This is a genomic window from Bradyrhizobium sp. MI1.3 (assembly GCF_055811695.1).
In genome coordinates this window covers 26,407-44,922 of sequence record NZ_JBVVPQ010000023.1, presented here as the reverse complement: position 1 = coordinate 44,922, position 18,516 = coordinate 26,407, and the positions used below count along the sequence as shown (strand labels likewise).

Below are 18,516 nucleotides of genomic sequence, written 5' to 3'. Positions count from 1 at the left end.
CCACATTCGAGGGAGACGGCCACACCGGCCGCCGCCCATAGGACTATAATCAACACTACAGTCATAAGTTCCCTTTGTCTATCTGTGTCGGATGTTATCCTTTACAGGCTGTCGCTAGGTCATCGATCGTTATGTTCATGTGGTTCGCCCGCGCGTACTTGGCGTCGAACGGCCCAGGCAATACCCATCCCAGGATGAACGCTAGGATCGCCGCCGCGACCATGTGAGGCACCAGCTTGTCCGGCGTGACCATACGCCAAGAGCGCTTGCGCTCCTTCGCTTCCACGGCGCTGTCCAGCGCAAGTCCCTGGATCAGGTCGTCGCTGTCGTAAGGCGTCAGCAACAGGCAGTTACGCCATTCGTGCAGGTTCGGCAGAGGACGCAAAAACTCTATCTCTACAGCACCGCTGGCCTTGTCGGTGAAAACAATCTTCGCCTTCTCGCCCGCCTTCACCCGACCGTAGTGGTCTAGCTCCAGGTCTTTCGTCACGCGAACAACATCGCCGACATTCAACACTTCTGCCGTGTCCTTGCCGACCAGGGCCGACATGAACCGATAGTCACTCTGCACAACAATTGCGCGTCGCATTCTTTTTGATCCTTACCGCTGCGTTGCGTCACTAGGTCCGGGCCGCCCCCGGACGCTGGCGAACATATGTATACCTTCAGACACTCTTTCCAGTCCCAAAGCCGTGAAGCCGTATTTCCACGGGTTCGGGATTTCCGCAGTTAACTCCTGTTTTGCCCGACGCTACCTCATAGACTTTCGTCTATTCAGAATAAACCTACGATGAACAACGCCCCTATAACGAATGTGGCACCTATAAGGCCCACACAAATGACAGTTCCCAGCAGGAACGAAAGAACGTGTGTCATCCAGGTGACTCCGGCTTGCCTTCCCTGATCCAGCAGGCGCACGCGGCAGCACGCCACGCGGACTCCTGGTCGCTGAACCACCCAAGGTCCTCACAAGGTCTCCTTGGCGCCCGTGGCGTGACGTAGACATACCCGCCCACGTCCTCGCGCCACTGCACTTTCCAACCGCGCCCGCAGGCCCAATCAATCCAGCGCTGCCATGTGTGCCGATCAGGCATCGCGGTCGTCCTCCATTGCGGCCGTGATCTGGTCGTTAAGCTTCGCTATCAGCTCGTGCGTTATCTCCAGGACGCTATCGGGTTCGTGCTGCGCGCGTGCGACCGCCAGCGCTGCCTCCAGCCTGTCGCGCTCGGCGACTAGGGCAAGCAGCCGTTTCCGTTTGTTGGACATGTGTGCTCCTTTTGGGTGCTAGTGGGTGCTTGTGGATCAGTTGCGCGTGACGCCGCCGCGCAGGCGGATTGCGTTGACAATCTCGGACGTGCCGAAACCCCATTCTTCCAGGAAGTCCGCGACCTCTGCCGGGTTGTCGCGAACGAGCCGATACATGTCCGGAATGTCGCGCATCTCCTGGTCGTCGCCTGCCCAGCAGCCGAACGCCGCGCCGTCCCCGTAGTCATCCACGGCGCCCGGCTTGCGCTCCACAATCAAGTCTTGCCATGACAGCTCCAGCAAGCGGTCGCGCAGCTCGACTAGATACGCGCAGTCTAGTGCTTCGCTGGCGCGGTGCTCATTGGTATAGCCAACAGACAGATTGGTGCATTCGGCGATGTCGAACATGTAGTTTGCGGTATCGGTGAACGTGCCGCCGTCATCGGGCCTATGGCCCATGCCTAGCGCGTTGCCCAGGCTATAGGCGAACGCGTCACTACAGCCGCGCCCCGCGCCTTGATGGGTGATAATGCTTTGCGTGCCGCGCCTATCGAACGCGATAGCCATTGCGGTTCGCTCCAGAAGCTTCGGAGTTTTGTCCGCGATGAAGCTAGAACCCACGCCGCCGACTTCCTCCGCACGGTGAAAGATGTACAGCCCAGGACGTTCGGCCAAAATCATTTCGCGCATCAGCCATACGCCTGCGGTGTCATCCGCGCCCAGGCAATTGCTTTTCTTGTCGGCCGTGGTCGCGATGCCGTCGATTATCCGGACTGCCTGCGGCCCGCCCGCGCGGTGCACGGTATCAGTGTGGCAACTGTAGAGCATGGGCACGTCGCCGATACGCTTGATCAGATTTCCTGCCTTGTCCTGCTCTACGCCCAGGGGCGCAATCCAGTCTTTGATAAAGCGGCGTTCGGTTTTGCTGCCTGCGGGCCGCTTATAGGCCAGCATGGCGCGGATTGTTTCCAGGTCGTTCATTGCGTTGTGTGTCCCGATTGAGAATGCGAGGGGACGCCGCAGGCGCGGCGCCCCATGATGTCGATTGCGAGCGCGGCGTTAGGCCACGTCCTCAATAAGGCGCTGCATTAGCTGCACGTCCGCCCGGCTGTACTCCATCAGTCGTTCCATTGCCGCGCGTTGCTGCATCTGCATCGCCATAGCGTCGCGCGCAGCTCGCACTTGCTCCATATAGAGGTCGCGACCGCGCCAGTCCGGCAGAGACGGCCACGAAAGCGGAGCCGCAGGCGCCACGCGATAGCTTGCAGCGTCAATAGGCGTCACCGTCACCACTTCCACGTCCGCGACGGCTTCAGCAACAGGCGCGACTAGCGGCATCTCCAGGGTTGCGGGGCAACGGTAGCCGACTGCATCAGCGGGAGCGTCATCATTGCGAACGTTGTCGCCGTTGTCGTCAACGTGGCCGTGCGCGTCGAAATGGTCCTGATGCCATTGCGTGCCATCCTCCAGGACAACGCATTCCTCCAGCGGGTGATTGTCACCCGTTCCCGCACACTCGAAACCGAATTCCGCAAACGCGTCTTCGCTCCAGGTCTCACCGTTCGCCATAGTAACGGCTTCAGTGTCGGGATAATTGCCGCTGTTGCGGTCGCACACAAAGCCGTAGCGCTCAAATGCGCGGTCGCTCCAGGTCTCACCGTTCGCCATTTGCGTTGTGTCGTCACGGTGCACCATACGTTCGGTGCGGTCGCATTCCACGAATTCGGAGCTATAGCATTCGGAGCAATAGTAGCCATCGTGGCCGTCCACCGAATAGGCGTCATCCTCATGCATGCGGTCGCCGCAATTCTCGCACTGGCAACGCGTGCTTTCGTCCTCAATGATGCCGGACGTGCTTTGACAATCGAATTCGCCACGGCGCCGCAGAACGAACCATTTGCCTTCCTGGTCGGCCGAACCGATTTCATCCACATACGGCATAATCCAACCGCCGCCGTGCTCATTGGGGATTGCGCGCAGTCGCGCCCCTTCAAACCCGTTGTTCTCCGCTTCAGTGTAACCAGCCGCGCGCAGTGCACTGGTCAACCGCGCGCTGTCACCATAGGCGCGGCCGTAAATCTTCTTTTTCGGCCACACAATGGCGCGGGCCTTAACGTCATCTTCGCCGCGCTCGAAATAGGCGATTTGCACGTCTGAATTGGCATAAGCCGCAGTCGGGTGAACGTGGCCGTGGAATTCATCAGCGCAATGCGACATGCAAGAGCGCGGGCCGTGGATATAGACGCGTTCGATGTCCGCCGCAGTCTCCGCAAACTTCACTTCAATGGGCGCGCATTCCGCCATGAACGCAGTTGCGATGTCGCGGATTTGGTCGTCGGTAAGCACGTCACCGAAATACTTCTTAAGATAGCGGCCCGGCTTCATCCGGGTTTGCCTGTCGGCCACGCCTTTAACGTGGTTCTCAGTGAACGCGATGCAGCCGCCGTCCTCAGTCGAGATATGCGCGAAATGCTCCTGGCGCGGCTTGCTGTAGGGCAAATAGGCGTAGGGATCGGCCACCTGGAGCGCGCGGACCTTGGCCCGATAATCGTCCATATCCCGAACGCCATAGGTCCACCAAAGCGAATTCTGCCAATCGGTCGGCAGTTGCGTATAGGTCCGATTGGAGAAGCGCATTTGCTCGCGGCGCTGATAGGCGCGGATTTGTTCTTCAGTGATGACGGGCGCGGCGTTCGTGGTCGGGTTGGTCATTTGCTTGCCTATTGGGTTTGTGTGTCGAAAGGCGTGGAATTGGACGCGACTAGGGCCGGATCAGTAGAGAGCGGAGGGGCAGAGACCGCAGGCGCGGATGAAGCGGTCGCGGTTGAATTGCTGATTAGTGGCGCGGAGATTGTCCGCGAACGAACGCACAAGGGCGCGGAACAATTCGCGCTCCGGATCAGTCGAGAGCGCGGCTTGCTGCGCTTTCAGGGTTGCGGCGATCAACTCGAAATCTTTGCGTGTCATGGTCGATAGCTCCAGGTGGATAGTGTGCCGTTCGTTTTGCTTTAGGACGCAATGCGCCCCGCAGATACCTAAGCGCCAATTCGGGGCGAAGTTCAAGAACAATCGACATATATCACGCGCTCGTGATTATGTGGCGAAAGGTGTGCATTTGTTCCGTCCAAGTGCATCCAAGTGTATCCAAGTGAGAGCCGGTGGACGCCCAGGGATGGCCGTGGAGAGGCTTGCGCGTGGTCGGCCCGTGGATGCCCGTGGGTTCTCAGGTGCTCCCCAGGTGCTCCCCGTGGGCGCCTAGCGTATGCCGAGCAGCATTCGTGCCAGTCGATTGTCCCCACGCGCTCATTAACACAAAAGGCCCAGGTGTCCCCATTAGGCCCAGGTCGGCGCCCTGGTCGCGCGTGCATCGCGGCATCGGGGCAACGGATATGCAATCCGTTTGAATGTGTGTGATTGCAACGGGTTAGCACGGGGCGCATGGTCTACGCGTGGGGACTAGGGGCAGGCAGGCACGGCCGACCGGGCCGAACGGGTCCCCTTTCGAGCGGGTCCCCTTTTTGTCGGCAATCACCGTCGCCGATTTGGGTTTTTCCAGTAAACCCAAAGGCTGCTGCTCGGCTGGGGACGCAGTGCGGGAGCCCTGAAACACGGCCCACGCGCACCCAAAAGGACCCCAAAAGAACACCGCTCAGCTTAGGTTCCCCGTGTGGGGAAGGGTCCCCTCTGCGCCGGGTCCCAAGTGGATACACCGGGCCGATTTGGTCCCATTTGGATACCTTTGGGAACTTATGAGCCTCCAATTGTGGCAAAAACCCCTAATTGTGGCGCACTTTTGGGTCTTCTTCAACGATTTCAACGACTTATATCAATCTACCCCCCACACTAAGACAAGGAGAGCCAGTGATGCACTCCTCGCCCCGGTGGGGCACCCCTCGGGTTCCCAAGTGATCCCTTTGAGGAACTAAGAATATTACTTTTGTCATACTCATGAGGACCCAAGGGTGGCCCTAGAGACCCCGATCTACATTAGTGACCTCGTGGTCACGAACCCGGCGCACTCGGACGGCCTGAACCAGATCGACTCGCATCTGCGCGGCATCAAGAACTCGCTGCGGAACACCTTCCCGAACATCAACGGCGCCGTGAACCTGACGGACGAGCAGCTCAACGCGCTCCTGACCGGCTTCGCGGCTGCTGACGGCACCGCTGCGGCCCCGCCGTTCTACTTCACGTCCGAACCCGGCCTCGGCATCTATCGCAAGGCCGCTGGCACGCTCGCGTTTACCGGGCGGCTGCTCGGGCAGGGCGCCACGGTCATCGGTGGGCTCGTGGACTTCGCAGGTCCCGACGCCGCGATCCCCGCAGGCTACATGCCGTGCGACGGACAGCTCTTGTCCCGCGCTGCCTATCCCGAACTCTTCGCTGCTATTGGGACCACGTGGGGCGCTGGCGACGGCAGCACCACGTTTGCGCTCCCGAACCTGCTCGACCGCTTCCGACGTCACCGCTTCAACGCTGGTGCGCGCGCTGGCGCCGTGGGCACGCTCCAGGCGGACGTGTTCAAAGCACACACGCACGACTACAGCGGCAACACCGGCACCGAGAGCGCCGACCACACCCACGCGTTCTCCGGCACGACCGGCGTTGACAGTCCCGACCACACGCACAACGTCACTGTCGGCGCGTGGAATAACTCCACGACTGGCGGCGGCGGCTTCACGATCAACTCCGGCGCGACCACGGTCACGACTGGCGGCGCAAGCACGCGCCATTCGCACAGCTTCAGCGGCAACACCGGAGGCCGGAGCGCAGCGCATACGCACGCCTTCAGCGGCACGACGACTTCGGTCGGCGACGCCATTGAGACGCGTCCGCTGTCCGCGACCATCCTCACGCTGATCCGCGTTCTGTAATTGACATGGCCCGCGCCTCTGCTTCGGCACGCGCGGGTCCTCTCTTTTTTCGTCTGATCTTTCACATCGCTTAGCTCGTGGGTCCTCGTGATCCGCGCATGGATTTCTATGCCCATCATTCCTGTTCGTGATTTGGGGAAGTACGGCGTCATCACTGACGTGGACCCCTACGACCTCCCGCCGCAGGCGTGGACCATGGGCGTGAACGTTCGCTTCCGCAACAACCGCGTCGCGCGTTCGCCGGTCTTCCGCAACGTCCATCAAACTCCCAATCAGTTTCCCCGGTTCGTCTTCGGCGCTACGCCGTCGTCCGGTCTCGACCAAGTTTACATTGGGTATCTGAACGGCGGTGTCTCGCAGTTCATGAACGGCGTTGAGACTGATGTCACCCCTGCGTCTTTCGCGGCGAGTGACGCTGAAGCAACGTGGTCGAACACCGCGCTCGCTGGCGTGATCTACGTCAACCGTCCGGACCACGTGCCGTGGACGTTCGGCCCGACCGACACCGCATTCAAACCACTCACTGGCTGGGACTCGTCCTGGCGCGCTGGGCTGCTCCGCACGTGCGGCGGCTCGCTCGTGGCTCTCAACGTCACGAAGGGCGCTACCGCTGCGCCGACGATGGTCAAGACCTCCAGCTTCCCGCTGTCTGGTCAGGTCCCGGCCTCCTGGGACATCAGTCAGGCCAACACGCTCGCCACGGAGAACATCCTGGCGGACATGCGCGGCCGGATCATTGACGCTCAGGCGTTCGGCAGTGCGCTCGTGATCTACGGGCTGCAAGAAGCCTGGATGATGACGGCGGACGGATCGCAGCAGGTCTTCAACTATCGCAAGCTTCCCTTCACGAAGGGCGCCATCAACGCGAATTGCTCCATCGAAATCGACGGTACGCATTACGTCTTCGGTCCCGACGACATCTGGAAGCACGACGGCTACTCCGAGTCGTCTATCTGCGACGCGAAGACGCGCGAGTTCATCTACAACTCCATCAACGCCTCGAAGGCGAACCGCTGCTTCGTTGTGCACGACCCCAGGCGCAAGGACATCGCGTTCTGCTACGTGTCGGGCGACGACTTCGTGCACTTCCTCACGAACCCGGACGGCTGCAACCGCGCCGCCGTGTTCAACTACGGCACCGGCGCTTGGTCCTTTGACGACCTCCCGATGGTCTTCGCTGGCGATCAGGTCAACCTGAGCGTAGTCAAGACCTACGCGACCGTGACGGAAACGTTTGCGAACGTGGGCGGCTCGTATCTCGACCAGGAAGACGGCTTCAAGCGCACGCTTGTCTACGTCGGCGAGGCCAGCACCACTTACGGGCTCATTCCGTCGCTCTACGCTTTCGACCCCTACGGCGAAGGCTCGACGGTCGTGTACGGCGTGGACGTGAATGCCACGGCTCCGGCTTACCTGGAGAAGACAGGCATTGACCTCGACGCGCTCGGAAAGGACCTGAAGGGCTACGTCTCGATCAGTTCGCTTTACCCGCAGGCGCGTCTCGACAGCGGCTCTGCTCCGCTCTCGTTCACGATGGGCGCGGCTGACTACTACAATCAGGCGCCCGTGTACGATCCGCCGCAGACCTACGACGGCGCAGAGCTGTACAAGCTCGACTACCGCGCTGCCGGTCGCTACATCGCGCTGAAGCTGACGACGACCGACTACCGCCAGTTCTCAGTCTCAGGTCTCGACTTCGACCTTGACGTGACAGGTGAACGATGACGATCAAGGTTAGCCCTTACGTCCCTCAATCCTACCCGAACCTTCCCGGTAGCCAAGAGCGCTACTTGCCGGAAGAGTTGAAGCGCGTGGCGGCTGCTATCAAGCAGCTCGCCGAAGCTGTGCAACAGCTCGACGCGCGAATGACGGCCCATGGCTTCTGACTTCGAGTTCGTGGGCACGCACCGCGCGCTCACGACCGAAGACTATTGGTTCGACATCGAAGAATATCGGCGCGGGCAGGAGTCCTTCCTGCTCGCCCATCTTCGCTTCGACCGTTTCACGCCTTCAGTGCTGAAACGCGCGCTCGCACATTGGCACGCTTTCCGCCAGTGCGTCTCTGCTCCCGTGTTCGCTCTCGGTGAAGTGGACGACGACAAGTGGGCGCGTTTTGTAACGCGCTTCGGCTTCCGCTTTCTTCGCAAAATCGATTGCATCAACGGCGCGTCACGCCGCCTTTTCATTCATCTCGTGGACGGACATGCCTAGCTCTACAGATAAAACCTCGAATACCCAAAGTCAGTCCACGTCCACCACGCAGTCCGCCTACGCGCCGCAGGTTAGCGGCATCACGCAGGCGATGCAGGACGCGATGACTGCATACGGCAAGGCGGGCACCGCCACGGCGCCGACCGACTACACCGCGCAGTTCTCTCCTGAAGAGTTGGCTGCGTTTCAGTCCATGGTCGGCTATGGCAGCAACAACGCCACGCCGAACGGCCAAGCCGCTGCTGGCACCAATCTCACCAACGCGGGTGTTAGCGGCACGCAGGGCGCGCTGACTGGCCTCGCAGGCTACGATCCTTCCGCCTCGAACAATCCGCAGGCGATGGTGGACGCCGCCAACAAGTACGTCGCCGGTCAGGACATCCCCTCGCAGGTCAAGCTTGCGATGCAGGGCGCCACTGAACAGGCGCGTGACGTTACGCTGCCCGGCATCGAACAGAACGCGGCGGCGACCGGCAACATCAACAGCTCCCGCACGGGCATCGCTGACGGCCTCGTGCAGCGCGGTCTCGCCGAACAGTCGGCGAACCTCGAAGGCACGCTCCGCTCGCAGGCGTTCCAGAATGGCCTCACGCTCGCGCAGCAGCAGGCGCAGAACAACAACACCGCCAAGCTGACCGCGCTCGGCACTGAAGGCTCGCTCGGCACCGCCGCTGCGGGCGCAGGCAACAACGCCAGCAACAGCTCCGTCACCAACATGATCCAGCAGCTTTCCGCTGCGGCGACTGGTGGCGCGGGCCTCACGGCGGCGCAGCAGGCGAAGCTCGACAACGCGCTCAAGCAGTATCAGGCGGGCGTTTCCGCGCCGTTTGCTCCGCTCTCGCAGCTCATGTCGATCCTCGGCGGCAACTACGGCACCACGACCAACTCGTCCGGCTCCGGCACCACGACCGAACACTCCGAGACCACGCAGAGCCCGCTCACGATTGCGGGCGGCATTCTCGGCGCAGGCACCAGCCTGCTCGGAAGCGGCGGCATGGGCCTCCTGGCTCCGGCCGGACAAGGCATCCTTAGCTGGCTGAAGTCGTAATGAACCAGTTCGATCCCCGGTGGGGCAGCGCCATCGCTCAAATCGAGAGCGGCGGCGAGGCCAGCCCCTACGGCAGCATCACGCCTAACCCTGGCGGTCGCCGGGCGCTCGGCAAATACCAAGTCATGGAAGAGAACCTTCCGGAGTGGACGCAGGCGGCGCTCGGTCGCCGTCTCTCCACCCAGGAGTTCTTGGGCTCGCCCGACGCGCAAGAGGCGGTCTTCCGCCATCGCTTCGGCAGCTACGTTGACAAGTACGGCACGCCGCAAGACGCGGCCTCTGCGTGGTTCACCGGGCGGCCGATCAACGCGCAGTCCGCTGCCGCTCACGACAGCCTCGGCACGACCGGCGCTTCCTACGTCTCGAAATTCAACAAGCTGCTCGGACAGCCCGCGCCGGACGGTGCGACCGCGATCCAGGCAGCAATGCACAACCCCCAGGGAGACAGCAAAGCCATGGCTTACGCTGATGACGACACTGGCGCCCTGAGCACCAACAGCACCGCTGGTCCGGGTGTCCTCGTGCAGGGCACGAAGGAAGCGAACCCGCAAGGTTTCGAGAACGGCCTGATGGGCGCCGCCGCCGCGCTCGCGAGCATCTACAGCCCGCAGACAGGCGCCGTGCTCGCTGGGCTCCGCAAGGACCCGGCAGGTCAGGGCTACACGCTCCACGTCGATCCGAAGACTGGCGTCGGCCTCCGCATGTCGAAGGACGGCCAGATCACGCGCTTCCAGGCGTTCACGCCCGCAGTCGATCCGAAGGATGATCCCTACGGCGTCGCCCGCGCGAAGGCGAACTCCGACATGTTCGACCAGATCGACAAGGACGCTCAGTCCTCGCAGGGTCAGCTCTCGAACATCAACCAGTTGAAGACGCTTCTCGCGAACCCCGACGTGTATCAGGGCGCAGGCGGCGAAACGCTGGCTGGCCTCAAGAAGCTCGCCTCCGGCATCCCCGGCCTCAACATCCAGGGCGTCGCCGACACGGACGTTGCCAAGTCGATCATGAACCAGATGACGCTCGCGATGCGTCAATTCGCTGGTGGCATGCCGGGCTCGCTCTCCGACAAGGACCTCGCGTTCTTGAAGGCGATGCCACCCAGCCTCAACAACAACCCGGATGCAAACGCAAAGCTTCTGGACATGTTCTCCCGCGTGCAGCAGCGCTCACTCGACGTGCAGAAACTCCGCGACCAGTACGTGGCGCAGCACGGGCGTTTGGACGACGGCTTCCGCCGCACTCTCTCGCAGTACGCGAACCAGAACCTTCTGTTCGGCGACCAGGACGCGATAGCGCCTGCGCCCGCCGCAAACGGAAAGCGTCCTCCGCTCTCCGACATCTTCAAATAGGAAACGAATGGCCGGACTTACGATCAATCCCGCCGACATCGCTAAGGCCCGCGAGTCCGGCTATTCAGACGCAGAAATCGCTGACTTCCTCTCGCAGCGCGCGCCCGACCAGTTCAAGGCGGCGCGCGAGGCGGGCTACAGCGACAAGGAAATTCTCGCCCATCTCAACGGCGACGACAACAAGCCCTCGGGCGTCATCGCTGGCGCTCGTGAAGGCATCGCCAACACGATCCACGGCGCCGCTGAAACGCTCAAGCAGTTCGCGGGCATGGATACGTCGGGCACCGAGAAGGCCGCTCAGGCGGTCGCTCCGGAGAACTACAAGGGCACCAACGTTATCCCCTCGGATACGTGGTATGACCCCCGAACTTACAACGTAAGCCAAATCCCGCAGGCCGTGGCTGAAGCCGCGCCTGGGATCGTCACTGACCTCGCTGCTGCGAAGGCCGCCACCATGGCGACCAAGAAGCCGCTCGCGGGCCTCGGCGCTGGCATTGCCTCGTATCTGCTGCGCACGCGCGGCGACGCGGCGAAGAACGACGCGGTGATCCGCACAGGAAAAGCAGATGCAGAGCCGGAAGCTCAGGACAAGGCGCGCAGCCTCATTACTGGCGCTGCTGAGTCTATTCCGCAAGCCGTGGGTATCGGACGCTTCCTCCCCGGAGGCAAAATTGCTCAGACCGCATCTCAAGCGCTGGCAAAGGCCGGAATAACCGCTGCCACAGAAGGCGGCGCTGGCGCTGCGTCGAACGCTATCAGTCAGGCTGGTGCCACGGTCGGCACGCCGGGCGGTCTCAAGGTCAACCCCGGCGAGGTCATCTCGTCCGGTATCGCGCAGGGCCTCACCGGCACCGCGCTATCGACGCCGCGCCTCGCGGCCGACGTAGCGAACGCGCGCAAGTACGAGCACCTGGGCGGCGACAACCACGAAGCCACAACGGCGCTGATGTCGCGCGTCAACACGGCGCTCGACGGCCAGAGTGTCACGACCAAGACGAGCTACGAAGCGCTCCGCACCGCCGACGAAGGCGTGCGGGACGAGTTGAAGGCCGCCGTCAAGCCGGTCAAGGACACGCTCGACAACGAGACCCGCGACGCGCTGAAGCGCGCCAGCAAGGGAAGGCCGCTGACGGACAGCGACCTCCAGAACATCTCCGACAACACCACGCCCGACATCGCCTTCCTGGCGCGTCAGGCGCACGTGGCGACCATGGTCAAAGACCTGGGCGACTACGGACAGGGCAAGTTCGTCGGTGGTATGGCGAATGCAGTTGGAAAGCATATCCGTGCCATTCAGAACCCCGCAGGGGCGGCAGCTTCGGCTGCGCTCGGTGCGGCTGGTCTCGGCGGGCACGCTGCTTCACTCTTCGCATACGGCCCAGCTACGCTCGCTGCCATCGGCGGCGGCTACATGGGCATGCGCGGCATTGACGCGCTCACCGGCAACCGCACTCCGCTCCAGGGCGTGCTCGACCGCTTCGCTGATCCCAGCGCGCAGGTTCGCCTCCCGGCACCCGCTGCTCCGCAGCCTCCGGCGCCGCCTCCTGGTCCTGGTCCTACCGGACCCAAGGTCGGCTTCAACCCCGGCGTTGCCAATGGCGGTGCGCTGCTCGCGACCGGACAGTCCCCGTGGACGCCCAATCCGAACGCGCCGACGCCTCCCAAGGCGATGACGCCTGCGGAGATGAACGAACAGGTCAAGAGCGCTCTGCTCATGGCCGCCGCTCGCCGCAAGGTCTCCGAACAGCAACAGGCTCCGGCCGCTGCTCCCGCATTCGACGCGAACGCTTCCAACACGCAGATCAAAGCTGCGCTGGAAATGTACAGCGCTCGACAGAAGTGGGCCGCGCGTCGCGCCGCTCACGGCATCGGCGAGGACAGCCCGCTCGTTCAAGACAACGGCGGCGTTGGGCTCCTGGGCCAGCAGCATCTCGGCAAGGAAATGTCCAGCCTCGTGTCCGCCGCGCGCGCGCACGAAGCACTCATGCGCCAGCCGCAGGAAGAGGGCGCACCCGTGCCCCCACAAGGACCCACAAGTCCCCCCACGGCTCCCGCTGGCTCGCCGCCTTTGGCTCCAACTGAGCCGACAGGTGCGCCTCCGGCTCCGACTGAGCCCACAGGTGGTCCTAGTGTGGACCCCGTGGTGATGGCGCAGAAGGCGCTCAAGAAGATCAGCAAGAAGTCCGGCGAGAAGGCTCCAGAGCCCGACCCGCAGGCGTTCGAGCACGCTTACGTGCCGCTGACTGACGAGCAGCTTTACGGCAAGGGGATGAACGACGAAGCCTTTGCGAACATGGAGACCCACCGCGAACTTTCGAGCGGCAAGGACATCCAGAACCCGGAAGGGTATCGCGACAGCATCGTTCACGACCGGCAGAAGCGCAGGAGCATCCTGGCTGAACTCACGGGCGAGATTGACGGCGACAGCGGCGACCACGACATCGCAGCGAAGTTGCTCGAAGACCTCCACCACACTCGCCGTGCTGCAAGAGCGCACTCAGCGATCCAGCACTACACGTCGCTGATGAAGGACAAGGCGCTCGCCGAAGCCATCAGAAAGCGAATGGACCGCAGCTACATCAACAGCACGTGGATGAAGTGACGACAAAGAAGACCAAGGCCGGGCGGAAGCGCAAAACTTCCTCCCGGTCCAAGGGCTGGTTCACCCGGCCCGATCAATCGGAAAAGCTGAAGGCCCGGTGGGCTGATCCTGCCTACCGAGAGAAGATGATGCAGGTGCACGCAGAACTCGCGGAGCGCCGCAAGACAGACCCTAATTACACACGCGCGGGTGTCCCTGACGGGATGCGCAAGCGCACTGCCAAGCGCCTGTGGGCCAAGGCTGAAGAAGCAGCAGACAGGTATATTCAGATGCTTAAAGACGAAGGCGACCTCCCGGAGGTCTCTGTGCCCGGCACCGAAGAGGGCATGGCGGAAGCCGCTCTCAAGGAAGCGTTCAAGCTGGCAATCGTCCCAGGCGATCAGAAGATCAAGCTTGCGGCGATCCGCACGGTTCTCGATTTCACGAAGTCCAAACCCATGTCGCAGTCCAAGGTGACGATCGACACGGCCGAAGATTGGCTCAAGGCCGCGGAAGCGGAAATGAAGACCAATGGATAGCGCGCTGCGCTTACGGCTTAAGGAAGACTTCGACTTCTACTGTAGGCACTGCGTAAAGATCAGGACGAAGGCGGGAAAAATCATCCCGCTGACGTTCAACCGCGTTCAGAAGCGGTTCGCTCAGTCGATTATCGACCAGATGGCGACGCGCGGTTACGTCCGCATGGTCGTGCTTAAGGCGCGACAGCAGGGCCTCTCCACCGTCATCTCGGCGTGGCAATACTTCTGGCTGACGCAGCGCACGGGCTTCAAGGGCCTCGTGATGGCGCACGAGTCGGAAGCCACGAACACGCTTCTCAACATGTACAAGCGCGTGCATGAGAACGTGCCTGTGCTGCTCCGGCCGCACACCAAGTACAACTCGAAGAACGAGCTGACATTCGACAAGCTGGACTCCGCGCTTCGCGTGGCGACCGCTGGCGGACGCGGCGTCGCTCGCGGTGATACGCTCCAGGTGTGTCATCTGTCTGAGGTCGCGTTCTGGCCGGTGGCCTTCGCGAACGAAAACTTCAACGGCCTAATCGAGGCTGTTCCTGACGAGCCCGGCACCGCTGTGTTCGTTGAGAGCACCGCGCAGGGCATGACCGGCAAGTTTCGCGACTTGTGGGTCAACGCAGTCCAGATGGGCTACGTGGCGTTCTTCTCGGCTTGGTTCGAGTCGGATGACTACCGCAAGCCTGCACCCGCCGACTTCGTTCGCACTCCGGACGAAGAGAACATCGCCAAGGTGTTCGGCGTTGACAACGATCAGCTCTACTGGCGCCGCCTCAAGGTGGTCGAAAAGGGCGAGGGCCTGTTCAAGCAGGAATACCCCGCGACGCCCGACGAAGCCTTCCTCTCAACCGGACGGCCGGTCTTTAATCCAGACTATCTGCATGCACGCCTCCAACAGTCCACTGCGCCGATCAAGCGCATGGCAGTCGAGGACGTTCCTGGTGCGCCGATTGGCGTGCTGAAAGACCATCCGGTGGGCGAACTCTACGTCTATCGCGACCTCGATCCGAAACAGAGCTACGTCATCGGCGCAGACGTGGGCATGGGCCTGAGAAGGTCCGGCGCATCGCGCAGAGACGACAGCGACCCATCAGTGGCGCAAATCCTAGACGGCGAGTTACGGCAAGTGGCCGTGTGGCGTGGCATCGTCCACCCCGACTACTTCGCGCGCATCCTCGTGGCGCTCGGCTACCACTACAACAGCGCGACCATCGCGCCCGAACGCAACAACCACGGCCTCGTGACCTGCGTGAAGCTCCGCGACCTCGACTATCCGTACATCTACACGGATCAGGTGGAGGGCACCCTGGAGCCGAACAAAGACACGATCAACCTCGGCTTCTTCACCAGCGAGCGCACCAAGCCGCTGATTATCGACAACCTCCGCTCGCTCGACGCGGCGAGGGACATCGAAATCAACGACGAGACGACGCTGCGCGAGATGCTGACCTTCGTCGTCACCGAGAACGGGAAGATGCAAGCCGAAGACGGCGAGCACGACGACTGCGTTATGTCGCTCGCTATCGCGGGCTACGTGCACGAAGGCAAGTGGAAGCCCGTCGAAGTCACCGACACCCATTATTCCGAAGCAATTTAATTTAGGACGTTCATGGCGAAGAAGCCAAGCCTGCTCCCTGAGCAGGAAATCATCACGCGCGTCGCTGCCCAAGCGCAGAACGCAGTGGGGTGGTACGACTCAAAGCTCTCCCGTGAGCGTGAACGCGTCACCCGCTACTACAACGGTACGCTCCCGAAGCGCCAGCACGAAGGCTCCGCGACTTACGTCTCGACCGACGTGTACGACAGCGTTGAAAACGCCAAGGCGCAGTTGCTTGAAGTGTTCGCTGGCGGCGACGAAATCGCTCAGTTCGATCCCGACAAGGATATGGACGTTGAGACGTGCCGTATCGCCACCGAATACGCCAGCTACATCATCTTCCGCAAGAACGACGGCTTCGGCCTGTTCAACAACGTCATCCACGACGGTCTCACGTCGCGCGCTGGCGTCGCCAAAGTTTACTTTGACGAGAACTACGAATACGCGGAAGAGACCTTCGAGAACACCCCGCACGACGACGCTTATGCGCTCGCTGCGCAGGACGACGTTGACGAGTTCGAGGGCACGCAGGACCCTCACACTGAGGGCCTGCACCCGTCGCTGCACACTTACAGCGGCTCGCTGACCCGCAAGAAGAACCGCTCGTGCGTTCGCACGGATGCGGTCCCGCCTGAAGAGTTCTTGATTTCCCCGCGCGCGCCCAGCATCGCTAAGGCGCTCTACGTCGGGCACAAGACGATGAAGACGCGGTTCGAGCTGATCCGCGAGGGCTACGACCCGGCGCGTGTGAAGCGCATCCCGGTCGGCGACGAAACAGGCATCAACGACACCCCGGAAGTCATCGCCCGCAACGAAGCGGTCGAGAACGGTCAGGCGCTCACGTCCCCGGACAACGAAACCGATCAGGTCCAGGTGTTCGAGAGCTACATCCGCATGCAGATCGACAGCCACAAGGGCGTCCGCCTCTACAAGATCATCCACGCGCATAACGTCCTCCTGGACGAGCCGCAGGAGGTCGATAAGGCGCCGTTCCTGGCCTACGTGCCGCTGCCGGTCCCGCATATCTTCTACGGCAACAACTTCGCCGCCCGCGTCATCCCGACGCAGAACGCCCGCACCGTGCTCATTCGCGGCGTGCTCGATCACACGTCCATCACGACCAACCCGCGTTGGGCCGTGGTCTCGGGTGGCCTGCTGAACCCACGCGAGATGTTGGAGAACCGCCTCGGCGGTCTCGTCAACGTCCGTCGTCCGGACAGCATCGCGCCGCTCCCGCAGAACAACCTGAACCCGTTCGTGTTCGAGGTTCTGAAGCAGCTCTCGGCCGACAAGGAAGAGAACACTGGCATCTCGGCCCTCTCTAAGGGGCTCAACAAAGACGCCATCAGCAATCAGAACTCGTCCGCGTTGATGGACCAGATGATGACGGCGGGTAGCCAGCGGCAGAAGATTGCCGCGCGCAACTTCGCCAAGTTCTTCACGGAGCTGATGATCGAGGTCGTTCGCCTCGCCATCGTCAACGGCGCTCCGCAGGAGATTGTGGAGGTCGCAGGACAGCCGCTCAACGTGGACCCGGCGCAGTGGACGGAGCGCAAGACGTGCTCGGTCTCGATGCACCTGGGCTACGGCGAGAAGGACCAAGCCGTCGCGAAGATGACCCGTGCTTACGAGTCGCTGGCGAAGGACCCTGGCCTGGGCAACATGTTCAGCCCGGCGAACCGCTACGCTCTGATCATGGACACCATGAAGAAGGCCGGTCTCAACCGGGCTCCGGCGTATCTCACGCCGCCCGACAAGGCGCCGCCGCCGCAACCTGATCCGCTCAAGACTCGCGAGCTGGACATCAAGGAGAAGCTGGCAGACGCGTCTATCGCGAACTCGCAGGCGAACAACAACAAGGTCGAGAAGTCCTTGATGATTGACAGCCAGCGCATGGACAACGAGCGACACCAGCTTGCCATGTCGGCGATGGACTTCGACCGCACGCACAACCGACAGGACCTCGAAACGGCCGCACGCATTGACGTGGCAGACCGCGAGATGGACCTGGAGGAAAAGATGGCGGCGAACCCCGCAGCGAAGGAGGCAGTCAACGCCTCCGTCAATCCGAGACCGTAATGGACTATCAGCGACTTCTTGAAGTCATATCGAAACTGGTGCCGCCCAACATGTCATTGCTGGGCGGCGGCCCGCTCACCTGGGGCGATGGACGGCCGGACAACTCTCCGGACTCGTTCCTCGCGCTCCAAGCGGAGCTGAAGAAGGCGCAGGCGGCGAAAGCCCAAGCGTCTCCACAAGCACCCCAAGCGTCTCCCCAGGCCCCCACAGGCTTCGGTAAGAGCTACGCTCAGGGCGCGTTCTCACCGGGCTCCGCAGGGACCCCGTGGATACCAAAAGCACCACAAGCCCCCGGCATGGACCTCTTCGGTCCTCCGACGCTGCCGCAGACGGCGGCGCCGGTCCCGGCCGGGCTTACACCTGGCTCCAGCACGCCGCAGACGTTGCCCACGCAGCCGATGCCGCCCGTGCAGGCGCTTGATTTACCCATGGCGCCTAGTGTGCCACAGCCAGCGCCTCGCCCGCAGCTCGCCGCGCCGACACCCGCTCCACAGAGCCCGGTGCCGACACCGCAGCCCCGCCCGGCAGAGGCGCCGCAACAGATGTCGTTCTTTCAACGCAACGCTGCGATGATGCGCGACCCTTCGACGGGCGACTTCATTGACCCAGCAGCCGCGCAGCGCGCGGGTGGCACCGGGCCGGAGTTGATCCAGAAGTTCATGGACTACTTCCACAACAAGGCGTGATGAACGAAGAAGCAGTGATTGTCCTGGGAGAGCTGGCAAACAGCCTCCTGGGCGATCCCCGATTTACGGCGCTACACCAACTGTTCGAGCAGCAGGTAGCCCACGACATGCTCACCACCAAGCCAGAAGAGAAGATGAAGCGCGAAGGACTGTACGCCACGCTGCAAGGCGCGCGTGCGTTCATCGATCACGTCTCGGGCTTCGCACAGGACTACGTGCGCGCCACTTCTACGCAAACAGTTGAGGACGCGGAGGACGACGAAATTGACGATCCCAGCGTTCACGATTTCCAATAGAGAGCCATTTAACTGCC

General features: G+C 62.2%; 17 protein-coding genes. 12 read left to right on the top strand and 5 right to left on the bottom strand.

What is annotated here, in order from left to right; genetic code table 11:
• Window positions 1–94: 94 nt before the first annotated feature.
• The 5 genes from AC0L3A_RS18615 to AC0L3A_RS18595 all read right to left on the bottom strand — a co-directional run bounded on the left by AC0L3A_RS18615 (window position 95) and on the right by AC0L3A_RS18595 (window position 4,212).
• Window positions 95–589 carry a hypothetical protein gene (locus AC0L3A_RS18615; RefSeq protein WP_473254941.1) on the bottom strand — a complete coding sequence of 165 codons (495 nt, stop codon included), beginning with the start codon at window positions 587–589 and terminating at the stop codon, window positions 95–97.
• 497 nt (window positions 590–1,086) lie between these two features.
• Window positions 1,087–1,266, bottom strand: a complete 180-nt coding sequence (locus AC0L3A_RS18610) for a hypothetical protein (protein ID WP_473254940.1) — start codon at window positions 1,264–1,266, stop codon at window positions 1,087–1,089.
• A gap of 36 nt (window positions 1,267–1,302) precedes the next feature.
• Window positions 1,303–2,226, bottom strand: coding sequence for a hypothetical protein (locus tag AC0L3A_RS18605; RefSeq protein ID WP_473254939.1), 924 nt, complete (start codon window positions 2,224–2,226; stop codon window positions 1,303–1,305).
• Window positions 2,227–2,304: 78 nt separating this feature from the next.
• Complete coding sequence (locus tag AC0L3A_RS18600; RefSeq protein WP_473254938.1) at window positions 2,305–3,957, bottom strand: hypothetical protein; 1,653 nt, start codon at window positions 3,955–3,957, stop codon at window positions 2,305–2,307.
• Between the two features lie 60 nt (window positions 3,958–4,017).
• Window positions 4,018–4,212 carry a hypothetical protein gene (locus AC0L3A_RS18595; protein WP_473254937.1) on the bottom strand — a complete coding sequence of 65 codons (195 nt, stop codon included), beginning with the start codon at window positions 4,210–4,212 and terminating at the stop codon, window positions 4,018–4,020.
• A gap of 995 nt (window positions 4,213–5,207) precedes the next feature.
• Between AC0L3A_RS18595 and AC0L3A_RS18590 the strand changes: the two genes are divergently transcribed.
• From AC0L3A_RS18590 to AC0L3A_RS18535, 12 genes are all read left to right on the top strand, one after another.
• Window positions 5,208–6,119, top strand: a complete 912-nt coding sequence (locus AC0L3A_RS18590; RefSeq protein WP_473254936.1) for a tail fiber protein — start codon at window positions 5,208–5,210, stop codon at window positions 6,117–6,119.
• 108 nt (window positions 6,120–6,227) lie between these two features.
• Window positions 6,228–7,844 carry a hypothetical protein gene (locus AC0L3A_RS18585; RefSeq protein ID WP_473254935.1) on the top strand — a complete coding sequence of 539 codons (1,617 nt, stop codon included), beginning with the start codon at window positions 6,228–6,230 and terminating at the stop codon, window positions 7,842–7,844.
• Window positions 7,841–8,005, top strand: coding sequence for a hypothetical protein (locus AC0L3A_RS18580; RefSeq protein ID WP_473254934.1), 165 nt, complete (start codon window positions 7,841–7,843; stop codon window positions 8,003–8,005). Before AC0L3A_RS18585 ends, AC0L3A_RS18580 begins: the two co-directional genes overlap by 4 nt.
• Complete coding sequence (locus AC0L3A_RS18575) at window positions 7,995–8,330, top strand: hypothetical protein (RefSeq protein ID WP_473254933.1); 336 nt, start codon at window positions 7,995–7,997, stop codon at window positions 8,328–8,330. Before AC0L3A_RS18580 ends, AC0L3A_RS18575 begins: the two co-directional genes overlap by 11 nt.
• Window positions 8,323–9,378, top strand: coding sequence for a hypothetical protein (locus AC0L3A_RS18570; RefSeq protein WP_473254932.1), 1,056 nt, complete (start codon window positions 8,323–8,325; stop codon window positions 9,376–9,378). The genes AC0L3A_RS18575 and AC0L3A_RS18570 overlap by 8 nt, the downstream gene beginning before the upstream one ends.
• On the top strand, window positions 9,378–10,727 hold the full coding sequence (locus AC0L3A_RS18565) for a hypothetical protein (RefSeq protein WP_473254931.1): 1,350 nt from the start codon (window positions 9,378–9,380) through the stop codon (window positions 10,725–10,727). The genes AC0L3A_RS18570 and AC0L3A_RS18565 overlap by 1 nt, the downstream gene beginning before the upstream one ends.
• A gap of 7 nt (window positions 10,728–10,734) precedes the next feature.
• Window positions 10,735–13,329, top strand: coding sequence for a hypothetical protein (locus AC0L3A_RS18560; RefSeq protein WP_473254930.1), 2,595 nt, complete (start codon window positions 10,735–10,737; stop codon window positions 13,327–13,329).
• The gene (locus tag AC0L3A_RS18555) at window positions 13,317–13,847 is read left to right on the top strand and encodes a hypothetical protein (protein WP_473254929.1); all 531 of its coding nucleotides are present in this window, start codon (window positions 13,317–13,319) and stop codon (window positions 13,845–13,847) included. The genes AC0L3A_RS18560 and AC0L3A_RS18555 overlap by 13 nt, the downstream gene beginning before the upstream one ends.
• On the top strand, window positions 13,840–15,438 hold the full coding sequence (locus AC0L3A_RS18550) for a hypothetical protein (protein ID WP_473254927.1): 1,599 nt from the start codon (window positions 13,840–13,842) through the stop codon (window positions 15,436–15,438). Before AC0L3A_RS18555 ends, AC0L3A_RS18550 begins: the two co-directional genes overlap by 8 nt.
• A 12-nt stretch (window positions 15,439–15,450) precedes the next feature.
• Window positions 15,451–17,517, top strand: a complete 2,067-nt coding sequence (locus AC0L3A_RS18545) for a portal protein (RefSeq protein ID WP_473254926.1) — start codon at window positions 15,451–15,453, stop codon at window positions 17,515–17,517.
• On the top strand, window positions 17,517–18,203 hold the full coding sequence (locus AC0L3A_RS18540) for a hypothetical protein (RefSeq protein ID WP_473254925.1): 687 nt from the start codon (window positions 17,517–17,519) through the stop codon (window positions 18,201–18,203). The genes AC0L3A_RS18545 and AC0L3A_RS18540 overlap by 1 nt, the downstream gene beginning before the upstream one ends.
• Window positions 18,203–18,499, top strand: a complete 297-nt coding sequence (locus tag AC0L3A_RS18535) for a hypothetical protein (protein ID WP_473254924.1) — start codon at window positions 18,203–18,205, stop codon at window positions 18,497–18,499. Before AC0L3A_RS18540 ends, AC0L3A_RS18535 begins: the two co-directional genes overlap by 1 nt.
• Window positions 18,500–18,516 lie beyond the last annotated feature (17 nt).